Source organism: Nocardia heshunensis (assembly GCF_054782115.1).
This window is the reverse complement of the sequence record NZ_BAAGTC010000004.1, coordinates 958,700-978,501: the sequence shown is the minus strand read 5'-3', so window position 1 is coordinate 978,501 and position 19,802 is coordinate 958,700. Positions and strand designations below refer to the sequence as shown.

Below are 19,802 nucleotides of genomic sequence, written 5' to 3'. Positions count from 1 at the left end.
TCTAGGCCGCCGCCGAGGCCGCCGTCCCCAGGCCCAGCGCCGCCAGAATCGCCGCACTCGCCTGTTCCAGCCCCGCCCGGACCTTGGGCCGTTTCAGCAATGCCACCGCCCGCGCGGCCGCCACCGCCAGCAGGATCATTTCGATTGCGGCGACACTGGATTCGATGGCCCCGAGGGTGAGCGTGTTCAGGAAGGTCACGTGGGTCAGGAACTGCGGCAGCACCGCGAGATAGAACAACCCCACCTTCGGATTGAAGATGCACGACAGCAATCCCGCAGCGAACGCCGAGCGCATCGTCACCGGCTTCCCTTGCGGCAGCTGACCATCCGCTTCCTCGGCGGTCTGCCCGCGCCGATGCGCGAGCAAGGCCCGAACCCCCAGGTACACCAGGTAGATCCCGCCGATCACCTTCAGCGTGCGATACGCGGTGGCCGACTGTTCCAGCAGCGCCGCGACCCCCGCCGCCACCACGGTCGCCCAGACGATGCCCCCGAACGCCGACCCCACCGCCGCCGCGATCCCCGGTCGCGATCCCGCCATCGAGAAGCGCAGCACCAGAAACGTATCCGGCCCCGGCGTGAGCGCCAGCAGCACGCACAACCCGACGAAACTCAGCAACAGCGGAAAACTCATACCCACCATGGCAACTCACCGCCCGCCCGAGCACAAGAGCCGTCGACCCCACCCCCGACGAACGGGGCCGACCGCAGACGAGGCCGCCGACCCTGCTGGATTACAGGATCAACGACCTCGCTGGTTGCGAGTCCTCAGTTCCGCGCGCTGAATTCCGCACCCAGTTCACCGAAGAGGTTGGTGTTCATGGTGAACGCCAACCGCGCCTCGTCGAGCACGCGCTCGACCTCGGCGCCTTCGAGAGGAAGCTGATCCAGCGCCTGGCGGTAGTCCCGCTTGAACGCGGCCGGATTGGTGATGCCGTCGAAAACGTAGAACCGCACACCATCGCCCTTCTTGGGCAGGTTCCACAGCTTCTCGGCGGTGTCGCGAATGACCTGGCCGCCCGAAAGATCGCCCAGGTAGCGGGTGTAGTGGTGCACCACGTACCCGGCGGGCCACTCGCTCGCGCACTCGTCGATGCGGGCGGCGTAGGCAGCGGTGGAGGGCAGCGGGGTCAGTTCGTCGCGCCAGTTCGCGCCACCCAGGTGAGCCAGATCGGCCTCGATGGAAGCCAGCCGCGCCAGTTCAGGCTTGACGAACGGACCCGCGACGGCATCGGAAGCCAGCGCCTCGGAATGCTTTTCGAGGGCTTCGTAAACGAACCAGAGCTGCGAGGTGTACCGGTAGAACGCCTCCACCCCGAGCCGCCCGGCGAACAGGTCGCTCATGAACGTGGAGTGTTCCGCCTCGTTGTGCTGCTGCTCGGTCGCGGTGCGAATGAGCGTCGAGAACGGGGTGCTGGTCTCCAACATGGTCGAGGCTCCTCGTGATCAACTCCGGGGGCACCCCACTTTGGCTACCCTAACTTCCCTTCGACCATACGCTTCAGCAACGATCTCGCGATTCGAACTTTGCGGCCCACCCACTCCAACTTTCGGACGATTTTTTCGATACGGTCGTGCCGTCGGTCACACCTACCGGGGCCGGTCGAGCATGTCGTGGGCGGCCTCCCGCAGCGCGATCGTGGCCCGCGTGAAGTAGTCGAAGAGCACCTCGAGCTGCTCGGGCCCGTAGTCGGCGAACATCTCCGCCAACCGGTCCCGCGGCGGGCCCACCACCGCCTCGATCCGGCCGTCCGAATCCGGAATCGACTCGACTAGCACCTTGCGACGGTCCGTGGCATCCGGCACCCGCCGGACGAATCCGCCCTGTTCCAGCCGGTCGATGAGCCGAGTGACCGCACCGGTCGAGAGTCCGGTCCGCGTCGCGAGTTCGCCCGCGGTCAGCGATCCGGCCAGCGCGATGAGGTTCAAGGCGAAGAAGTCGGTGGCCCCCAACCCGAGCGCGGATGCGGCCGCCTGGGCGATGACGGCCTGCGCGGTGACGTATTCGCGGTACGGCCCTTCGAGCCGCTCCATTGACGGTTGCGGGTGGGAGGACTTAGATTTATCTGCGTCCATGCAACTACTTCCTCCACTCAGATACTTTACCGGTGCAGGAAAGGATAGCGCGACCATGCCGAACACCGCCGCCGACACATCCCTGGTCCCGATTCTCATCGCCGCGGCTGAGCACCTCGAACCCGCCGAAAAACGTTTCCTGACAGACGAACTCGCCCTGCACATGCTGCCCGCGGGCCTGCGGGCGCTGGTCCGCCTCCCGGCCGGTCGACGCCTGTTGCGCGCGGGCATGAACCGCGAGGGCGTCGGCGCGTGGGAGAGCCTCGCCTGCCGCAAAAGGTATTTCGATGACCGGACCGCGGCCGCGATCGCCGATGGCATCGAGGCGGTCGTGGTGCTCGGCGCGGGACTCGACACGAAGGCGCTCCGATTGGCCGCGCCCACCGGAGTTCCCGCCTTCGAGGTAGATCTGCCGATCAATATCGCCGCGAAGCGCAAGCGAATCGCGCTGCCCGACAGCGTGACCCAGGTGCCGATCGACTTCGAGACCGAGGACCTCGCCACCGTATTGGCCGAGCGCGGATACCGATTCGACGCGCGGACCCTCTTCCTCTGGGAGGGCGTCACGCAGTATCTGACCGAACCCGCTGTGCGCGCGACTCTTTCGGCCCTCACAGCGGCCACACCCGGCAGTCAGCTCATCTTCAGCTATGTCCGGCAGGACTTTCTCGACGGCACCGACCTTCAGGACTGCGCTCCCACCTATCGCAGATTCGTTGCGCGACAGCCGCTCTGGCATTTCGGGCTGCAACCCGATCAGGTCTCGACGCTGTTGGCCGAGTACGGGTGGCATGAGGTCGAGCAGGCGGGCGGACCAGAGCACACCGCGAGATATCTCGCCCCGATCGGACGGGAGATCCGCGTGCCCGACCTCGAGCGGTGCGTGTCGGCTCGCAAATCCTGACGGCGGACGTCCCGACCGGGAGGGGTTGACAACCCCGCGAACGATCTGCCAGTGTCTCCAATCAGGTCATGAGTACCAGCACTAAGCCCTGGCTAGCTGGTCGGCAACCCTCCTCCGCGGTGGGGTGCTCCAGGTGACGACCGGGCCGCCGCCCGACCGGGCGCGGCAAGCGCGGACTCTCGATCACTTCGTTTCATCGATCGTGTGTCCATGAATCCGATGGGATTTCGTGATGACCGCATTCGCCGACCAGACCTGTGCCCCCCTCGCCACCGTGTCCGGCTGTGATCTCCAGGTGCCGCTCGTGCAGGGCGGCACCATCGGCTACGCCAATTTCGACTACGCCGCCAGCGCCCCCGCGTTGCAGCAGGTCACCGATCGCGTCGCCGAGCTGCTGCCGTTCTACGCCAGCGTGCACCGCGGCGCGGGCTACGCCTCGCGGGTCTCCACCGACTGCTACGAGTCGGCCCGCGGCTCGGTCGCCCGCTTCCTGAACGCGGCCGACGACCAGGTCGTCGTCTTCACCCGCAACACCACCGACTCGCTGAACCTGCTGGCCTCCTGTGTGCCCGGCGACACCGTGGTGCTGGATGTCGAACACCACGCCAACTTCCTGCCCTGGACCCGGCACGGCCGCCGCGTGGTGGCCGTCGCCGACACCATCGAGGAGACCATCCAGCGCGTCGTCGCCGAGCTGTGCTCGAAACCCGCTGCGCTGCTGGCGGTTACCGGCGCCTCGAATGTGACCGGCGAATTGCTGCCGCTGGAGCGGCTGGCCTGGATCGCCCACCAGTGCGGCACCCGCATCCTGGTGGACGCGGCGCAGCTGGCCCCGCACCGCCGCATCGATCTGCGAACGACCGGCATCGACTACCTGGCCTTCTCCGGCCACAAGGCGTACGCCCCCTTCGGCGCCGGCGTGCTGGTCGGCCGCCGCGACTGGCTGGACAAGGCCGAGCCGTACCTGGCGGGCGGCGGCGCGGTGCGCTCGGTGACCACCGACGGTGTCGAGTGGGCTCCGGCCCCGCAGCGGCACGAGGCCGGTTCGCCGAACGTGCTGGGCGTGGCCGCCCTGGCCGCCGCCTGCGACGCCCTCGCCGACCTGGACGAGACGACCGTCGTCGAACACGAGCAGTACCTCACGCATCGCCTGCGCTACGGCCTGAAAACCGTTCCGGGCGTGAACTTCCTGCGCATCTGGCGCGACAGCACCGACGCCGTCGGCATCGTCGCCTTCACGGTCGACGGCTTCGAGCCGGGCCAGGTGGCCGCCTACCTGTCGGCCGAGCACGGCATCGGCGTCCGCGACGGCCGCTTCTGCGCGCATCCGCTGCTGGCCCGCCTCGGCGTGGACGCCGCCCTGCGTGCCAGCATCGGCCTCGGCACCACCGCCGCCGATGTGGACCGCCTGATCGACGCCATCTCCACCCTGGTGGAAAACGGCCCGTCCTGGAATTACGGCCGCACCGAAGGCCATTGGAACCCGGTCCCTGAAACCCGCCCGTTCGGCAGCTCCGCCGACGGCGCGGCTCCCTGCGGCTTCTGAACTACGGCACCAGATAGCGGGCCGCGAGGTCTTCGATGACCGGATCGTCATCGCTCACGGCGTCCAGCAGTTCGAGGTCCTCACGGACCGAGAGCTGCCGGGCGTCGTCCTGTTCCGAATCCGTCGGCCCGTCCTCGGCGAGCTGCCGGACCAGCTTCTCCCGCACCCGTTCCCGCAGCGAATCGCTCATATGCAGAGCATGCCCCGACTAAACGGGTGCGATCCAGCTTCCCCACGGCGTGTTCCGCACAACGGTGAAGACGATCAGAAATGCCAGTGCCACCCACAGCGCCGGTTTCGGCAGCACCTGCGGTAGCCGCGGCGGCATCGGCTTCCCCCGCCACCCGGCCATCAGCCAGGTCACCCACCACGCCGTGAATCCCACTGTCAGCGGCAGCAACAGGAGATTGCTGTGAATGGCATCGAGCACGTGTCCCTCGGTGAGGTTGTGCAAGCCACGCAGACCGCCGCACCCGGGACACCACCACCCGGTCAGTTCATAGAAGGGGCAGTACCCGTAGGCCCCGCTCACATGCGGATCCCGGAAATGCAGTAGCGCCAGCCCCCCGGCCACGGCCCCGCCCGCCAAGAGCGGCGCCCCGAGGCCGAGCCATCGCGAGCGCGCGGGCGATGGGGTCACTGCTGCCGTGGTATCCACGACCACCAACGGTAGCGGCCACCGGATCATTTCGCGATCGGCGCCCGTTCCACGACCGGGGCGGTCAGCACGCCCGCGAGCATGTCGACGATCTCGCCCCAGGCGGTCACGTCGCCCGCCACCACCCGCCCGGCCTCGACCGCCCGCTCGTGGTCGGCGAGCAACGCAAACAAAATGGTGGGCAGGGCCCGTAATCGCCGCAGCCGCAAGGGTTTCGGCAGTTCGGTGAGCTGCCCTTCGAGCTGCCGCATGATCACCCGGACCGAGGTGCGGCGCGCGGAGTCCAGATTGGCCGCGTCGGTGACCGCCGGGTGGGTGTGGATCTGTTCGAGAAACCGCGCGTAGTGGTGGATTCCGTGCCGGTCGCTCAGTTCCAGCATGGGAATGACGAGGGCTTCGAGCAGGTCGTGGACGCCGGTCGCACCTACCCCGGCCTGTTCGGCGAGCAGTTCCAGGCGCCGCACTTCGAGGGTGGCGAGCCGGTATTCGACCACGGCCAGGATGAGCCCGTCGCGGGATCCGAAGTGGTACTGGATGGCGGAATTGTTGCGCTGCTCCGCCGCCGCCGCGATATCGCGCAGCGGCACCGCCTGTCCGCGCTCGGCGATCAGTTGCTCCGCCGCGAGAATGATGCGCTCGCGCGCCCCGGTCACCGGTAACTCCCTCACTGCCACAGTCTGCACGATAGCCGTTCACCAGCGAATAAAGAATTCATCCTTGACGGTTAAGAACATATCCTTAAAGCTGCTTGTGACTGTCGTCACCCCAGAAGGACTGAATTCGCGATGATCCTGGACACCTTCCGACTGGACGGCCGCGTCGCCGTCGTCACCGGCGCGGGCCGCGGCATCGGCGCCGCCACCGCCCTGGCCCTCGCCGAAGCCGGTGCGGACGTGGCCATCTCGGCCCGCACCGCCTCCCAACTCGACGAGGTGGCGGATCAGATCCGCGCCCTGGACCGCAAGGTCGTCACCGTCCCCGCGGACCTGTCGGACCTCTCCGCCGTCACCGCGCTGGCCGAGACCGCCGCCGCCGAGCTCGGCCGCCTCGACATCGTGGTCAACAATGTCGGCGGCACCATGCCGAACACCTTCCTCACCACCACCCCCGAATTCCTCGAAGAGGCATTCCGTTTCAATGTCTCCACCGCGCACGCCCTCACCCAGGCCGCGGTGCCGCACATGCTGAAGAACGACGGGGGCTCGGTCGTCAATATCTCCTCGATGATGGGCCGCTCCCCGGGCCGCGGCTTCCTGGCCTACGGCACCGCCAAGGCCGCGCTCGCGCACTGGACCCGGCTGGCCGCCGCCGACCTGTCCCCGCGCATCCGCGTGAATGCCATCGCGGTCGGCTCGGTGCTCACCTCGGCGCTGGAAGTCGTTGCGCAGCAGCCGGAGATCAAGAAGCAGATGGAGGATGCCACGCCGCTGCATCGCCTCGGTGAGCCGTGGGAGATCGCCGCCGCCATCGTCTACCTGAGCTCGCGGGCGGGCGGCTACGTCACCGGCAAGGTGATCGAGGTCGACGGCGGCATCGCCGCGCCCAACCTGGACCTTCCCATCCCGGACCTGCAGTAATCGATTGCGCCCCAGGAGTTCTCCCATGACATATCGCGTAGTCCAGTGGAGCACCGGCAATGTCGGCCGGCGCACCCTGCGTTCCATCATCGCCCGCCCCGAACTCGAGCTGGTCGGCGTCTGGGTCTCCGGGCCCGGCAAGGCCGGTAAGGACGCGGGTGAGCTGGCCGGTCTCGACCGCGAGATCGGCGTCACCGCAACCCAGGATGCCGAGGCGCTGCTGGCGTTGAAGCCCGACTGCATCGTCCACACCGCCATGGCCGACGACCGGCTCATGGAGGCCGTGGAGGATCTGAAGACCTTCCTGCGGGCGGGCATCAATGTCGTCTCCAGCAGCCCCGTCTTCCTGCAGTTTCCCTACGGCACCCTCCCCGACGAGGCCATCGCCCCGATCATCGAGGCGGCCAACGAGGGCGGAGCGTCCCTGTGGGTCAACGGCATCGACCCCGGTTGGGCCAACGACTGGCTGCCGCTGCTGCTGACCAGCGGTTCCGAGCGCATCGACAAGATCATCTGCTCGGAGGTGATGGACTACTCCACCTACGACAACCCCAAGGTGCTCTTCGACATCATGGGCTTCGGCAGCGCCCTCGACGAACTGCCGCTGCTGTTGCAGCCGACCATCCTCACCCTCGCGTGGGGCAGCGTCATCCGCCAGCTCGCCGCCGCCCTCGATATCGAACTCGACACCGTCACCCAGCATTTCGAGCGCCTCCCCGCCACCGAAGACCTGAAGGTGGGCGGCCGCACAGTCGCGGCAGGCACCGCCGCCGCCCTCCGCTTCCAGGTGCACGGCATCAGCAAGGGCCGCGAAATCCTCACCCTCGAACACACCACCCGCCTGCACCCCGACCTCGCCCCCGACTGGCCCCAACCGGCCGGAAAGGGCTGCTACCGAGTGGAAGTCCAGGGCGAACCCGACTACATCCTGGACCTCCAGCTCTACAGCAACGGCGACCACGCCGAAGCAGGCATCGTCGGCACCGCCGCCCGCCTGGTCAGCGCCGTCCCCGCCGTCATCGCAGCCCGCCCCGGCCTCCTCACCGCCACCGACCTCCCCCTCACCACCGGCCGCGGCCTGGTCTCCTAACCCTCACCACACCCGATAAGGCACCGTGGCGGCGTATCCACTAACCCGATCCGCCACCACGGTCAGCCGCAACCTCCACTCCCCCGCCACCGGCACCCGAACCGCCCGCGACACAAAGTAATCCGGCCCGATCTCAACGGGTTCCACCCGCCGAAACACCACCTCGACCGGCCCCACCCCACCTCCGGCCCGCTCGAGTCGCCCGGTCACCTCCAAAGCCCCGGTCGGCACCCCTGTCGAATCCCGCAGCCGCACAGTAAATTCCTGTCGCCCGGCATGCGTCCCATCGACCCGCACCTCGGCCCGCAATGGCCCGACCTGCACATCGACCGCGAGCGGCGGATCATACGTATCCCGAGCCGGCGCAACCCCGGTCAGCACCGCAGTCACCACCAGCACCGCGATCTGCACCCCGAGCTCGAACCGGACCACCCGCCGCGCGCTCCCGCCTTCGGCGGCGCCCCGGCCGCGAAACGGCCTGGCCCCTAAGGAACTCGAGCCGTTTGCTCCACCCCACCGCGCCACCGAAGCCGCGCCCAATGCGACCGCCACCAGCACCACTTTCACCAGCAGCAGCTGCCCCCACGATGTACTCCACAGCGCCGCAACCGGACTCACCGCCCGCCATGCCTGGAACACGCCACTGACCACCAGCAGGCCGACAGCCGCGGCCGCCACGGGCGCGAACCGACCCACCACCTCGGCCCGCCGCGAGGTCCGCCAGGCCAGCGCCACCACAACCACCCCGCCGACCCACACCGCCATAGCAACCACGTGCAGCACCGTCGAAACCACCGCCGCCCAGCGATACTCACCCGCCACGGCGTGGCCACCCACGGCTTCGGCCAGCACGACAACGCTTCCCGCTACCACCGCGATCGATCCGGCACCCTGCTCGAGGAGCCCTCTCGCCAAGGCGGGAGCGGCCTTCCCGCCCTCCGTACCGGCGTGCCTCTTCGACGCGGTCGTCGTGTAGAAGAGTGTTATCGCGCCCACTGCCTTGGCCAGGAGGGCAGCGCCGACCAAAGACGTCGACGACTGTATCCACGTGCGTGGCTCTCCCCAGCCCGCCGCGCCCCCGAGCCGACCGGGGATGAGTGCGAAGGTCGCCAGGGCGGTGACCGCGGTGGTGGTCGCGCCGATGCGGATCAGCTGGGTGATCGCGCGGGTTGGTCCGGCTTCCTTCCAGGTCAGCCGGACTGCCACCGGGATGCCGATGACCAGTGCGATTCCCAGGTAGCCGAAAGCGGTCAGCAGTCGCACGATGACGTCGAGTGCGGCGATCAGGGGATCGGGTGGGGCGACTGTCACCGTGAGGTCGGGTGGGATGCCGATCCCGAAGACGATCGAGCCCGCGACCACGTGGCCGTCGGCCGACAGTAGGGACCAGCCGAGCAGGTAGGTGTCGTTGGGCAGGCCCGAGCGCAGTGGCACCACCACTGTGCGGCCGCCGTCCGAGGTTGTCATCGCGCCGCCGTCGGCTCGGGTGCCGTCGCGGTCGGTGACGGTGACCGCGTTCTGTGCCGCCGTCACCGGTTCGTCGAAGGTGATCGACACCTGCGCGGGCGCGTGGTCCACCATCGCCCCGTAGCCGGGGTCACTGCTCACCAGCACCGCGTGCGCGGAAGCCGTTGCGGTACCGAGAAATATCAGTCCGATCGCGAGCGACAGCGCGACCGCCGCTTGTAGAAGCGTTCTCACCGTTTGATGCGGAGACGTCCGAGTTTCGGCGCGGTGGACAGGGCGAGTGCGCCGATGGCGACGACCAACGCAGCCACCGCGAGTCGCCGGGCGGTCCGCGAATCCCGGTGCGCCACCGACTCCTCCGGCGCGGCGGCCGGGTGTTCATGGGTGTCGTCGTGCCCGCCGGACAGTTTCAGTACGGGCGCGGGCTTGTCGGGTGTGGTGCCGTCGGAGGACCGCTCGATCCACGACACCACCGACCCGTCGCTGTAGGTCTGGATCGCAGGGAAGGCCAGTTCGCTCACGTGCGGCAGCGGGCCGACCTGGAGTTTGAACTCTCCGAACTCGCCGGGCCGGATCGAGACACCGTCCTTCGCGGTGAAGATGACGCTGGAGACGTAGTCGCTGACTTTGCCGCCGTGCCCGTTATCCACAGGTGTCCCCAGGGTTGTGCGTTTCTGCGTCACATCCCATCCGGCGACGGCCTCGTTGCGCACCACGGCCAGCGGATGATCCTGCGGCAGCGTGATTTCCAGCTTGACCGTGCCCGCCGTCGCCGACTCGGTCGGCACCCGTACCGTGACCACCGCGAACCCACCGGGCTCGGCGTCGGATGCGCTGACCCCGACGTGCGCGGCGGCGGTCCCGGCCCCTGCTAGTCCGAACCCCGCCACCAGCACCGTGCCGGCGATCCAACGTGCGAATGTCACTGTGTTTCTTCCTGTTCTGTGGATTCGGTGAGCCCCGCGACCACCGCAATGGCTCGCCCTTCGTGGGCGATGACAACCGGTCCCGTATGCCCGGCAAGACGAGTGAGTGCCTGCGACAACGGCTCGCTGGTGCCGGTGAACGGCAGCGGCGCGCCGAGATGTGCACTCACCGGATCGGTGGCAACTGCGGCAGCGAGCCCTTCGGCCGTCACCGATCCGAGAATCTCGGCCACCACGGTCGGCCCGGATACCTTGCGCTGCAGCACGACCGGCAGGGCTGTGCCGCTTCCCAGCAGGTCGCGCGCTTCGGCGACCGTCGCGCCCGACGGCACCGCCACCAGGTCAGCAGCCCGATCGAGTTCGCTCAGCACGTCACCGACCGTCGGCCCGTCCACCGCCGTGGTGAGCGGAAATCCCAGGCTCCCCAGCCATTCGTCGTTGTAGTACTTCGACAGATACGCCCGCCCCGAATCCGGCGCGACGACCACCACGACATCCTCGGGCCCCAACGTCCGCGCCGTCCGCAGCGCCGCCGCGATGGCCGTCCCCGACGATCCGCCCAGCAGCAGCCCTTCTTCCCGCGCCACCCGATGCAGCACCCGAATGGCCTCGGCATCGGGAATCCGCTCGATCCCGTCCACCACCTCCGTGTGATACGACTCCGGCCACTCGTCGGCCGCCGTCTCCGGATGCAGGAAATGCCCGACCGCTTCGACGTACCAGATCCGCCCGTCCCCACCGCCGTACACGGAGGTCAGCGGATCGGCCCCGATCACCCGCACGGTCCCGCCGGACGCCTCCTTCAGGTATTCACCGGTCCCGGTGATGGTTCCACCGGTCCCCACGCCCGCCACGAAATGCGTGACGCGCCCGGCGGTCTGCCCCCAGATCTCGGGCCCGGTGGTGGTCCGGTGCGCTTCCGGATTAGCCGGATTGTCGTACTGCCCGGCGAACCACGCCCCGGGAATCTCCGAGGTCAGCCGCAATGCGACCGACCGCAGATGCTCCGGATGATCGACCGGCCGCAGCCCCGGCGTCTCGTGCACCTCCGCCCCGTGCGCCCGCAGCAATGCCTTCTTCTCCGCGCTCACCCGATCGGGCACCACCACCACGGTCCGATACCCGCGTGCCGCCGCCAGCGCCGCCAATCCGAGCCCGGTGTTCCCGGAACTGGCCTCGACCACGGTCCCGCCGGGCCGCAGTTCCCCGGCCCGCTCGGCGGCCAGCAGCATCCCGAGTGCAGCCCGATCCTTCACGCTCCCACCGGGATTGAGGTACTCCAGCTTCACGTACACCGTGGCCGCGATATCGTCGACCACCCGGTTCAGTCGCACCAGAGGCGTATGCCCGATGGCCTCGGCGACGGAGTCGAACACGCCGAGAGCCTTGGCGGAAACCTCGGTGGCGTGCGTGGAAACACCGGTCATGCGGCAGCCCTGCCTGTCTCGCCGAGCGCGGTGAAGAGCTCTCGGCGCAGTCGTAGATACTCGGGGTCATCGTGATCACGCGGGCGGGGTAGCTCGATCGCCAAGTCCCGCACCACTTTTCCGGGCCGCGGCGTGAACACCACCACCCGGTCTGCCAGTCGCAGCGCCTCGTCCACATCATGGGTGACCAGCACCGCGGTGAATCGGTCCCGCTCCCACAGCCGTGCTATCTCACCCTGCAACGTGGCGCGGGTGAGCGCGTCGAGCTTGCCGAGCGGTTCGTCGAGCAGAAACAGCCGCGGCCGATTCACCAGAGCCCGCGCCAATGCCACCCGTTGTGCCATGCCACCGGACAGCTGGGCCGGGTAGGAATCCCGGAAACTTTCCAGGCCAACCAGTTCCAGCGCCTCGGTCACCCGGTCACGCTCGGCGGCGAGAGTGCCTCGTGCCTGCGGTCCCAGCGCCACATTCTGTTCGACGGTCCGCCACGGATACAACGTCGGATCTTGAAACATCAACGCGCGGTGCGGATCCGGTGCCGTGATCAGCTCCCCGTCGGCCCGCAAGGTGCCGCGCGAGGGTCGGTCCAACCCGGCAAGCAACCGCAGCAATGTCGACTTCCCGCACCCGGACGGCCCCAGCAATGCCACGAACTGCCCCGGTTCGATGCGCAGCGAGATATCGGTCAGCACCCGCAGCCGCCCCAATTCCTGCGCCCGCGTCGGCACCGGCGCGGGCCGCCCCAGCACCCGATCGAGCACACCACGCTTGCGCGCCCCGTCCACCGAGAACTGGTGCGACACACCGTCGATCTCGATCGTGATCCCGTCGCTCACCATCGCACCAAATCCTTCTGCCAGGCCAGCACGCGATTGCGCACCCGCAGCAGTCCGCTGATCGCGGTGCAGCACACCACGATCATGATCACGATCGCGGCGTACATCCGCGGATACGCCGCCCACCCCTTCGTCCACTGGATGTACCAGCCGAGCCCGTTCTTCACCCCGAGCAATTCCGCCACCGCCAGCGCCGTCAACGATGCGCACAAGCCCATGAACAGCCCGGTGAAAATGCTCGGCAGCGCACCCGGCACCGCGACCCGCCAGATCAGGAAGCGATTCGACGCGCCCAGCGTCTGCGCCACATCGAAATACCCGCGCGCCACCCCCGACACACCCACCCGGGTCAGGAACGACACCGGGAACCACACACCCAGCGCCACCATGAACACGCTGCCCAGATAGGTGCTCGGGAACAGGATGAACACCACCGGCAGAATCGTCGCGGGCGGCACCGGACCGAGCGTCAGCAGAATCGGATGCGTCCAGTACGCGACACTTTGCGCCCACCCGGTCGCGATCCCGGTGAGCAGCCCGCCCACCGCACCGATCGCGAACCCCGTCAGCAGCAGCAACAGTGAATGCCAGGTGCACGACAGCAGCAGCCCGCCGTCCTCCCGGAACACCTGCAGCATCTGCTGCGGTGATGCGAAGTGCGGCGGTTCCAGCCAGCCGGTCTTGGCGGTGCTGAACTCCCACACCAGCATCCACGCGGCCAGCACCCCGATCCACGGGGTCCAATACCGCAATCGCACGGTCGCCGCGCGACTGCGATAGGCCGCCACTGCCCAGACCGTCAGCCCGAAAGCGATGGCGGCGAACAGTATTCCGACCGCTCTCGGCCCGGCCACGGTCAGGCGATCCGGTACGGCCAGCGTCGCCCCCGCGGTCAACACCCACAACGACCACGCCGACACCAACCCCAGCGTCGGCGGATACCGCACCGCGTTCACCACCGCCGCGACCGTCTTCGATTCGGTAGCAATGTCTTCCGCCGCCGGAGCGGTCGTCACCACGTCAACCCCAGATCGGCGAACACCTTGTCGGCCAACACCCGCGCATCGGTCTTCCGATCCAGATACCCCGTCTTGGCGAACTTCTCGATGCCCGGCGTGATCTCCGGCTTGAACTGCACCGCGGACGGGTTGTAGCCGTAGGTCTTCAATGTCGATTCCACGACCGTCAGATCCGCCGCCACATATTTGTTGTCCACCTCGAGCGCCGCGGTCTGTCCCAGATTCGCGCCCACCCAGCGACTCCCCTCGGCCCAGGCCGTGACCAGCGCCCGCGCGGTATCCGGATCCTCCCGTAGCAGGCGGCCATTGAGAGCGGTCGCGCAGCAGAACAACTGACGGTTCGCCCCCTGCTGATTATTGGTGAGCTCCCGCGCCTTGCCCTTCAAGGTCGGCAGCAACGCGTTCGGGTCACTCCCCGCGACCGCCTGGATCTCACCGCGCGCCAGCGCATCCCCCAGCTGATCGCCCGGGAACACCCGCCATTCGACGTCCTGGCTCGGATTGATCCCCGCGTCGAGCAGATCCAGCGAGAAGAACGACATGGACGAATCACCGATCGCGCCCACCCCGATGGTCTTGCCCCGCAGCTCCGCCACCGACTTGATCGGACTGTCGGGCGCCACGATGATCCGCAGGCACCCCTCGTGCAGCCCCGCCGCCAGCTTGGCGTCGATCCCCTGCTCGATCGGCTTCAACCAGGAGAAAAAGATCCCCGGCGCGGCATCCAGCTTCCCGGCGCCGACCGCGTCCTTGATCTCATCGGCCCCGGTCTTGACCACCTCGACCTTCAGCCCGTGCTTCTCGAAAATCCCCTGATGCAGCGCCGCGAACAGCGGCGCCTCACAAACCCCGCCGCCGAACCCGATCTTCAACGCCCGATTGACCGGCCCCGACCCCGGCGTCCGCCGAGTCGTCAACCAGGCCCCCAGCCCGCCCCCGGCCACCACTGCCGCCGCGATCCCGGCCCCCGCGAACAACTTCCGCCGCGACAACGCCGGAACCTCCAGCTCCGCAGGCCCTCCCAGATCCTCGGTCTCGTCCAACTCGTTCTCGCCCGCCATCGCCGCAGCCCTCCATCGTCGCGCCGCACTCCCACACCGTTATTCGGTGCCCGAGCGCCTCGACGTCAGACTCGCAAAGCGACACACCGGCGAACAGATTTCCCCTCACCACGAACACAAGTCCCCCCAACGAAAAAGAGGCGAGGACCAATGGTCCTCGCCTCTTATCCGAGCCGCCCAGGGGAATCGAACCCCTGACCTTTTCATTACGAGTGAAGCGCTCTACCGACTGAGCTAGGGCGGCGTGCCTTCCGGCGCTGCGAGTCTATCGTCTCGTGCCCGAATCGCGAAAACGGGTGCCCGGGGTGATGTGCGACACGCCGGAGGGTCAGCCGGAACGCGCCGCGATCAGGGCGGCGGCCATGGCGGCGAGGGCGAAGCGGGGCTTGACGTTGGTTTCCAGGGCGTCGCGGCAGTCCAGGACGGCCTGGATCGAGAGCAGCAGGCCCTCGGGGCGGACGTCGGTGGCGAGTTCGCGGATCTGCTCGGCCATATCGGGATGGGTGAGCACCACACCGGAGGAGGAATCCGCCGCGGCGGCGCCGAAGCGGACCGCGAGCGCGTCCCGGTACATGCCCGCGACATCGATCAGGGCCCGGTCCAGGGCGTCGCGCCCGGTCCGGGTGGCCCGCGACTTCTGGCGTTTCTCCAGGTCTTTCAGCGCACCGGCGGATCCGCGGGTGGCCGAGGCCGCGCCCTTGCCGGTGCCGCCCGCGCCCAGCGCGGTGGCCAGCTCGTCGCGTTCCTTCTCGTCCCGTTCGGCGCTGACCTGCTTGGCCTCGTCGTCGGCGGACTTCACCAGGTCGTCGGCCGCCTGGTACGCCGCCGCGGGTCGCGCAGTGGCCACGACCAGCTGCAACGCCTTCTTGCGCCGGGACCGGGCCTGCTCATCGGTGGCCAGCCACCGCGCCCGGCCCACATGCCCGCCGCTCACCGACGCCGCCCACCCGGCGGTCCGCTCGTCGAGCCCGTGCCGCTCGCGGAGCACCTGCGCGATCGAGGCCACCGACGGTGTCGCCAAATGCACATGGCGACAACGGGATCGCAGTGTCACCGAAATATCCTCCGGATCCACCGAGGGCGCGCAGAGCAGGAACACCGTCCGCGCCGGCGGCTCCTCCACCACCTTGAGCAGTACGTTTCCGGCGGCCTCGGTCAACCGGTCGGCATCCTCGACGACGACCACCTGCCAGCGCCCGGTACTGGGACGGCGCGAGGCCACCTGCACGATCTCGCGCATCTCCTTGGTGCCGATGCTCAATCCCTCCGGCACCACCCGCCGCACGTCACCGTGCGTCCCGGCCATGGTGGTCGTGCACGCGTGACAGCGCCCGCACCCGGGCGTACCCGGATCGGTGCACTGCAGGGCGGCCGCAAAACACAGCGCCGCCACCGAACGGCCCGATCCGGGCGGCCCGGTGAACAACCACGAATGCGTCATGGCCGACGACGATCCGGCGCCATCTCGCGCCGCCACCGCCGCAGCCGTCAGCGCGGACTCGACCGCATCCTGGCCGACCAGCCGATCGAAGACACCCGCCACGTCGACCACCTTAGCCGCCACCCCCGACAGCCTCGGCCGACGGTCAGTCGGCGCTACTGTCAGTTGGCCCGCTGATAGGTGGAGTTGGCCCCGTCCAAGGCTTCCCGAATGATGTCGGCGTGCCCGGCATGGTGCGCGGTCTCCCGCAGAATGTGCAGCAGGATGTAGCGCACGGTCAGGTGCACGCGGTCGGGCGCCCACGGTGCGGTCGGCGTCGGCACCGAATCCTCGAGGTTGGGTAGCTCACGAATCAGCTTCGCCGTCTGCTCGGCGACCACGTCCCACTCGGCCAGCAGCCCCGCCACGGTCTGTTCCGGATCCAGCCGGTACTCGGAATCCATTCGGGAGACATCGAATTCGGAGTTCGGATCGCGCTCGACGAGGATCGTCGTCCAATGCTTCTCCACATTCACCACGTGGCTGAGCAGACCGCCGAGGGTGAGTTCACTGACCGTGGTGCGCTGGCGCGCCTGCGTGTCGTCGATGTTCCGGACCGGGATCCGAAACAACTCCCGCTGGCTGTCGAGAATCTTGATCAGTTCTTCACGCTCATGGTCGACGGTCATCGAATGTCCTTCCGCTGGTGCGTGTTACGGGTTACACGCTACGGCAGGACACCGACAGAAAAGCCGGTGAAAAGCGAAAACGCTCCCGCCGGAGCGGGAGCGTTCGCATCGAATCCGATCAGGACTGCGCCGCGGCGGTCTTCTTCGCCGGAGCTTTCTTGGCAGCCGCAGCCTTCTTGGTGGTCACACCGTCGGCCGTCTTCGCCGCCGCCTTCTTCGCGGCAGCCTTCTTGACGACGGTCTTGGCCACCGCGGTCTTCTTGGCCGCGGTCTTCTTCGCGGGAGCCTTCTTGGCCGTCTTCTTCGCGGCCTTCTTCACCGGGCCGCGTGCCCGCCGATCCGCCAGCAGCTCCGAGGCCCGCGCATCCGTGATCGACTCGACCTCGTCACCCTTGCGCAGGCTGGCATTGGTCTCACCGTCGGTGACGTACGGACCGAACCGCCCGTCCTTGATCACCATCGGCTTCTCCGACACCGGGTCCACACCCAGCTCGCGCAGCGGCGGCGCACTCGCCGACTGGCCACCGCGCCGCTTGGGCTCGGCGTAGATCTTGAGCGCCTCCTCCAACGTCACCGAGAAGATCTGGTCCTCGCCGGTGAGCGAACGCGAGTCGGTGCCCTTCTTGAGGTACGGCCCGTAGCGCCCGTTCTGCGCGGTGATCTCGTCCCCGGAGGTCGGGTCCGCACCCACCACGCGCGGCAGCGACAGCAGCTGCAACGCCTCTTCCAGCGTCACCGTCTCCACGCTCATGGACTTGAACAGCGACCCGGTGCGCGGCTTCGGCTTGTCGGCCGCCTTCTTGGCGGGCTTCTTCGCGCCGGTGTCGATATCCTCGGCCGGTTCCGGCAGCACCTCGGTGACGTACGGCCCGAAACGCCCTTCCTTGGCGACGATTTCGTGCCCGGACACCGGATCGACACCCAGCGAACGCCCTTCCTGCGGCGTCGCGAACAGCTTCTCCGCGACCTCCGGCGTCAGTTCGTCCGGCGGCAGATCATCGGGCAGATTGGCCCGCTGCGAGATCGGATCCCCGTCCGGGTCATCGGGATTGACGATCATGCGCTCGAGGTAAGGCCCGAACTTGCCGACCCGAACCACGACGTCGCGGCCCTCTTCATCGGCAAAAAGCTTGATGGAGTTGACTTCTCGCGCGTCGATGCCGTCGAGCCGTTCGCCCACCATCTTTTTCAGGCCGCCCGAGCGCGCAACCGAACCCTCGGCACCGTGATCGCCACCGAAATAGAAGGAGGACAACCAGTTTCCGCGCTGCTCCCGACCACCGGCGATGGCGTCGAGATCGTCTTCCATGGCCGCGGTGAAGTCGAAGTCCACCAGCCGCCCGAAGTGCACCTCCAGCAGCCCGATCACCGCGAACGCCACCCACGACGGCACCAGCGCGCTACCGCGCTTGTACACATACCCGCGGTCGAGAATCGTCTTGATGATCGAGGAGTAGGTGGAAGGACGGCCGATGCCGAGATCTTCCAGCGCCTTGATCAGCGAGGCTTCGGTGAAACGCGCGGGCGGATTGGTGGTGTGCCCGTCGGGCTCGAGCTCGATGGCGGTCACGCCCTGGCCCTCGGTCAGTGCGGGCAGTCGCGATTCGGCGTCGTCGGACTGGCCGCCCGCCTCCTCGTCGACACTCTCCACATACGCCTTGAGGAAGCCGGCGAACGTGATCGTCCGGCCCGAAGCCGAAAACACGCACTCCTCACCGGAATTCGCGTTACCGGTAATCCGCACCGTCATCGTGGTGCCGCGCGCGTCCTGCATCTGCGAGGCGACCGTACGCTGCCAGATCAGTTCATACAGACGGAATTCGTCGGTATCGACCTTGTTGTGCAGCTGTCCCGGCGTGGCGAAGACGTCACCGGCGGGACGAATCGCCTCGTGCGCCTCCTGCGCATTCTTGACCTTGCGGGTGTACTGCCGCGGTGTGGGACTCACATACTCCGCGCCGTACAACTGCGTGGCCTGCGAACGCGCCGCCTGAATCGCCGACTCCGACAGGGTCGTCGAGTCCGTACGCATATAAGTGATGTAGCCGTTTTCGTACAACCGCTGCGCCACCCGCATGGTGCGCTCGGAGGTGAAGCGCAGCTTGCGCGCGGCCTCCTGCTGCAGCGTCGAAGTCATGAACGGCGCGTACGGCTTTCGGGTGTACGGCTTGGATTCCACCGAGCTGACGGTGAAATCGGCCCCGTGCAGTCCCTCGGCCAAACGCTGCGCATATCCGGCATCGAGCACGACTACGCCCTGCGACTTCAGCTGCCCGTCGGATCCGAAGTCACGACCGGTCGCCACGCGCGAGCCCTGGACGGTGACCAAACGAGCACCGAAGACCCGCGGATTCCCGCCGGTCTCGTCCCCGCCCGCATCCAGCTTGGCCGCGATATCCCAGTACTCCGCGGACCGGAACGCCATGCGCTCCCGCTCGCGCTGCACGATGACTCGCGTCGCCACCGACTGCACCCGGCCCGCCGACAAGCGCGGCATGACCTTCTTCCACAGCACCGGCGACACTTCGTAGCCGTAGAGCCGGTCCAGGATGCGCCGCGTCTCCTGCGCGTCGACCAGGTCCTTGTCCAGCTCACGGGTGTCGCGGGCGGCGGCCTGAATGGCCGACTCGGTGATCTCGTGGAACACCATGCGCCGCACCGGCACCTTGGGCTTGAGTGTCTCGAGCAGATGCCAGGCGATCGCCTCGCCCTCGCGGTCGGGGTCGGTGGCGAGATAGAGCTCGTCGGCGTCGGCCAGCAGGCTCTTCAGCTCACTGACCTTCCCCTTCTTATCGGGGCTGACCACATAGATGGCCTCGAAATCGTGATCGACGTCAACGCCGAGCCGAGCCCACTGCTGTCCTTTGTATTTGGCGGGCACATCCGCCGCGCCACGCGGCAGGTCCCGAATATGACCGACCGAAGCCTCCACCACGTAACCGCGGCCGAGGTAGGGAGCGATCTTCTTGGCCTTCGTCGGCGACTCCACAATCACGAGACGACGCAGGGAACGGCCCTGGTCGGGCGCTGCCTCAGGGTTCGGCGCTGCACCGCGGTCTCGTGTTGCCACCGGCGAACACACCTTTCGTCTCGATCCGCGTCGGCT

General features: G+C 67.9%; 19 protein-coding genes, 1 tRNA gene and 1 riboswitch. Of the genes, 4 read left to right on the top strand and 16 right to left on the bottom strand.

The window, feature by feature from the left end; all coding sequences use genetic code 11:
* Nucleotide 1 precedes the first annotated feature (1 nt).
* The 3 genes from ACYVN4_RS17090 to ACYVN4_RS17080 all read right to left on the bottom strand — a co-directional run bounded on the left by ACYVN4_RS17090 (nt 2) and on the right by ACYVN4_RS17080 (nt 2,034).
* The gene (locus tag ACYVN4_RS17090; RefSeq protein WP_460722117.1) at nt 2-634 is read right to left on the bottom strand and encodes a LysE family translocator; all 633 of its coding nucleotides are present in this window, start codon (nt 632-634) and stop codon (nt 2-4) included.
* Between the two features lie 134 nt (nt 635-768).
* On the bottom strand, nt 769-1,428 hold the full coding sequence (locus ACYVN4_RS17085; RefSeq protein WP_460722115.1) for a biliverdin-producing heme oxygenase: 660 nt from the start codon (nt 1,426-1,428) through the stop codon (nt 769-771).
* 162 nt (nt 1,429-1,590) lie between these two features.
* Nucleotides 1,591-2,034, bottom strand: coding sequence for a MarR family winged helix-turn-helix transcriptional regulator (locus ACYVN4_RS17080; protein WP_460722113.1), 444 nt, complete (start codon nt 2,032-2,034; stop codon nt 1,591-1,593).
* 97 nt (nt 2,035-2,131) lie between these two features.
* On the opposite strand from ACYVN4_RS17080, the gene ACYVN4_RS17075 reads away from it, so the two are divergent.
* A complete protein-coding gene (locus tag ACYVN4_RS17075; protein ID WP_460722111.1) occupies nt 2,132-2,980 on the top strand; it encodes an SAM-dependent methyltransferase in 849 nt (282 codons plus the stop codon).
* A 64-nt stretch (nt 2,981-3,044) separates the two neighbouring features.
* A riboswitch (SAM riboswitch) is annotated at nt 3,045-3,158 on the top strand.
* Between the two features lie 54 nt (nt 3,159-3,212).
* Nucleotides 3,213-4,526, top strand: a complete 1,314-nt coding sequence (locus ACYVN4_RS17070) for an aminotransferase class V-fold PLP-dependent enzyme (protein WP_460722109.1) — start codon at nt 3,213-3,215, stop codon at nt 4,524-4,526.
* A 1-nt stretch (nt 4,527) separates the two neighbouring features.
* Here the strand turns inward: ACYVN4_RS17070 and ACYVN4_RS17065 are convergent, their stop codons facing one another.
* From ACYVN4_RS17065 to ACYVN4_RS17055, 3 genes are read right to left on the bottom strand one after another with little or no spacing between them, the layout of a single operon-like run.
* The gene (locus ACYVN4_RS17065; RefSeq protein ID WP_460722107.1) at nt 4,528-4,716 is read right to left on the bottom strand and encodes a hypothetical protein; all 189 of its coding nucleotides are present in this window, start codon (nt 4,714-4,716) and stop codon (nt 4,528-4,530) included.
* Nucleotides 4,717-4,734: 18 nt separating this feature from the next.
* Nucleotides 4,735-5,184, bottom strand: coding sequence for a DUF2752 domain-containing protein (locus tag ACYVN4_RS17060; protein ID WP_460722105.1), 450 nt, complete (start codon nt 5,182-5,184; stop codon nt 4,735-4,737).
* A 26-nt stretch (nt 5,185-5,210) separates the two neighbouring features.
* The gene (locus ACYVN4_RS17055) at nt 5,211-5,837 is read right to left on the bottom strand and encodes a TetR family transcriptional regulator (RefSeq protein WP_460722103.1); all 627 of its coding nucleotides are present in this window, start codon (nt 5,835-5,837) and stop codon (nt 5,211-5,213) included.
* A 132-nt stretch (nt 5,838-5,969) separates the two neighbouring features.
* On the opposite strand from ACYVN4_RS17055, the gene ACYVN4_RS17050 reads away from it, so the two are divergent.
* Nucleotides 5,970-6,761 carry an SDR family oxidoreductase gene (locus ACYVN4_RS17050; protein ID WP_460722101.1) on the top strand — a complete coding sequence of 264 codons (792 nt, stop codon included), beginning with the start codon at nt 5,970-5,972 and terminating at the stop codon, nt 6,759-6,761.
* 25 nt (nt 6,762-6,786) lie between these two features.
* On the top strand, nt 6,787-7,851 hold the full coding sequence (locus ACYVN4_RS17045) for an NAD(P)H-dependent amine dehydrogenase family protein (RefSeq protein WP_460722099.1): 1,065 nt from the start codon (nt 6,787-6,789) through the stop codon (nt 7,849-7,851).
* Nucleotides 7,852-7,854: 3 nt separating this feature from the next.
* On the opposite strand, the gene ACYVN4_RS17040 is transcribed toward ACYVN4_RS17045, so the two are convergent.
* From ACYVN4_RS17040 to topA, 10 genes are all read right to left on the bottom strand, one after another.
* Nucleotides 7,855-9,552 (bottom strand): copper resistance CopC/CopD family protein, encoded by a 1,698-nt coding sequence (locus tag ACYVN4_RS17040; protein ID WP_460722097.1) that lies wholly within the window; start codon nt 9,550-9,552, stop codon nt 7,855-7,857.
* Nucleotides 9,549-10,244, bottom strand: coding sequence for a YcnI family protein (locus tag ACYVN4_RS17035; RefSeq protein WP_460722095.1), 696 nt, complete (start codon nt 10,242-10,244; stop codon nt 9,549-9,551). Before ACYVN4_RS17035 ends, ACYVN4_RS17040 begins: the two co-directional genes overlap by 4 nt.
* On the bottom strand, nt 10,241-11,671 hold the full coding sequence (locus ACYVN4_RS17030; protein WP_460722094.1) for a PLP-dependent cysteine synthase family protein: 1,431 nt from the start codon (nt 11,669-11,671) through the stop codon (nt 10,241-10,243). Before ACYVN4_RS17030 ends, ACYVN4_RS17035 begins: the two co-directional genes overlap by 4 nt.
* Nucleotides 11,668-12,510, bottom strand: coding sequence for an ABC transporter ATP-binding protein (locus tag ACYVN4_RS17025; RefSeq protein ID WP_460722092.1), 843 nt, complete (start codon nt 12,508-12,510; stop codon nt 11,668-11,670). Before ACYVN4_RS17025 ends, ACYVN4_RS17030 begins: the two co-directional genes overlap by 4 nt.
* Complete coding sequence (locus ACYVN4_RS17020) at nt 12,504-13,523, bottom strand: ABC transporter permease (protein ID WP_460722090.1); 1,020 nt, start codon at nt 13,521-13,523, stop codon at nt 12,504-12,506. The genes ACYVN4_RS17025 and ACYVN4_RS17020 overlap by 7 nt, the downstream gene beginning before the upstream one ends.
* On the bottom strand, nt 13,520-14,587 hold the full coding sequence (locus ACYVN4_RS17015; protein ID WP_460722088.1) for an ABC transporter substrate-binding protein: 1,068 nt from the start codon (nt 14,585-14,587) through the stop codon (nt 13,520-13,522). The genes ACYVN4_RS17020 and ACYVN4_RS17015 overlap by 4 nt, the downstream gene beginning before the upstream one ends.
* A gap of 171 nt (nt 14,588-14,758) precedes the next feature.
* A tRNA-Thr gene (locus ACYVN4_RS17010) sits at nt 14,759-14,831 on the bottom strand.
* Nucleotides 14,832-14,915: 84 nt separating this feature from the next.
* On the bottom strand, nt 14,916-16,130 hold the full coding sequence (locus ACYVN4_RS17005; RefSeq protein ID WP_460722724.1) for a DNA polymerase III subunit delta': 1,215 nt from the start codon (nt 16,128-16,130) through the stop codon (nt 14,916-14,918).
* Nucleotides 16,131-16,189: 59 nt separating this feature from the next.
* Nucleotides 16,190-16,696, bottom strand: coding sequence for a DinB family protein (locus ACYVN4_RS17000; protein WP_460722086.1), 507 nt, complete (start codon nt 16,694-16,696; stop codon nt 16,190-16,192).
* 118 nt (nt 16,697-16,814) lie between these two features.
* Nucleotides 16,815-19,691 carry a type I DNA topoisomerase gene (topA, locus tag ACYVN4_RS16995; RefSeq protein ID WP_460722722.1) on the bottom strand — a complete coding sequence of 959 codons (2,877 nt, stop codon included), beginning with the start codon at nt 19,689-19,691 and terminating at the stop codon, nt 16,815-16,817.
* Between the last annotated feature and the right edge of the window lie 111 nt (nt 19,692-19,802).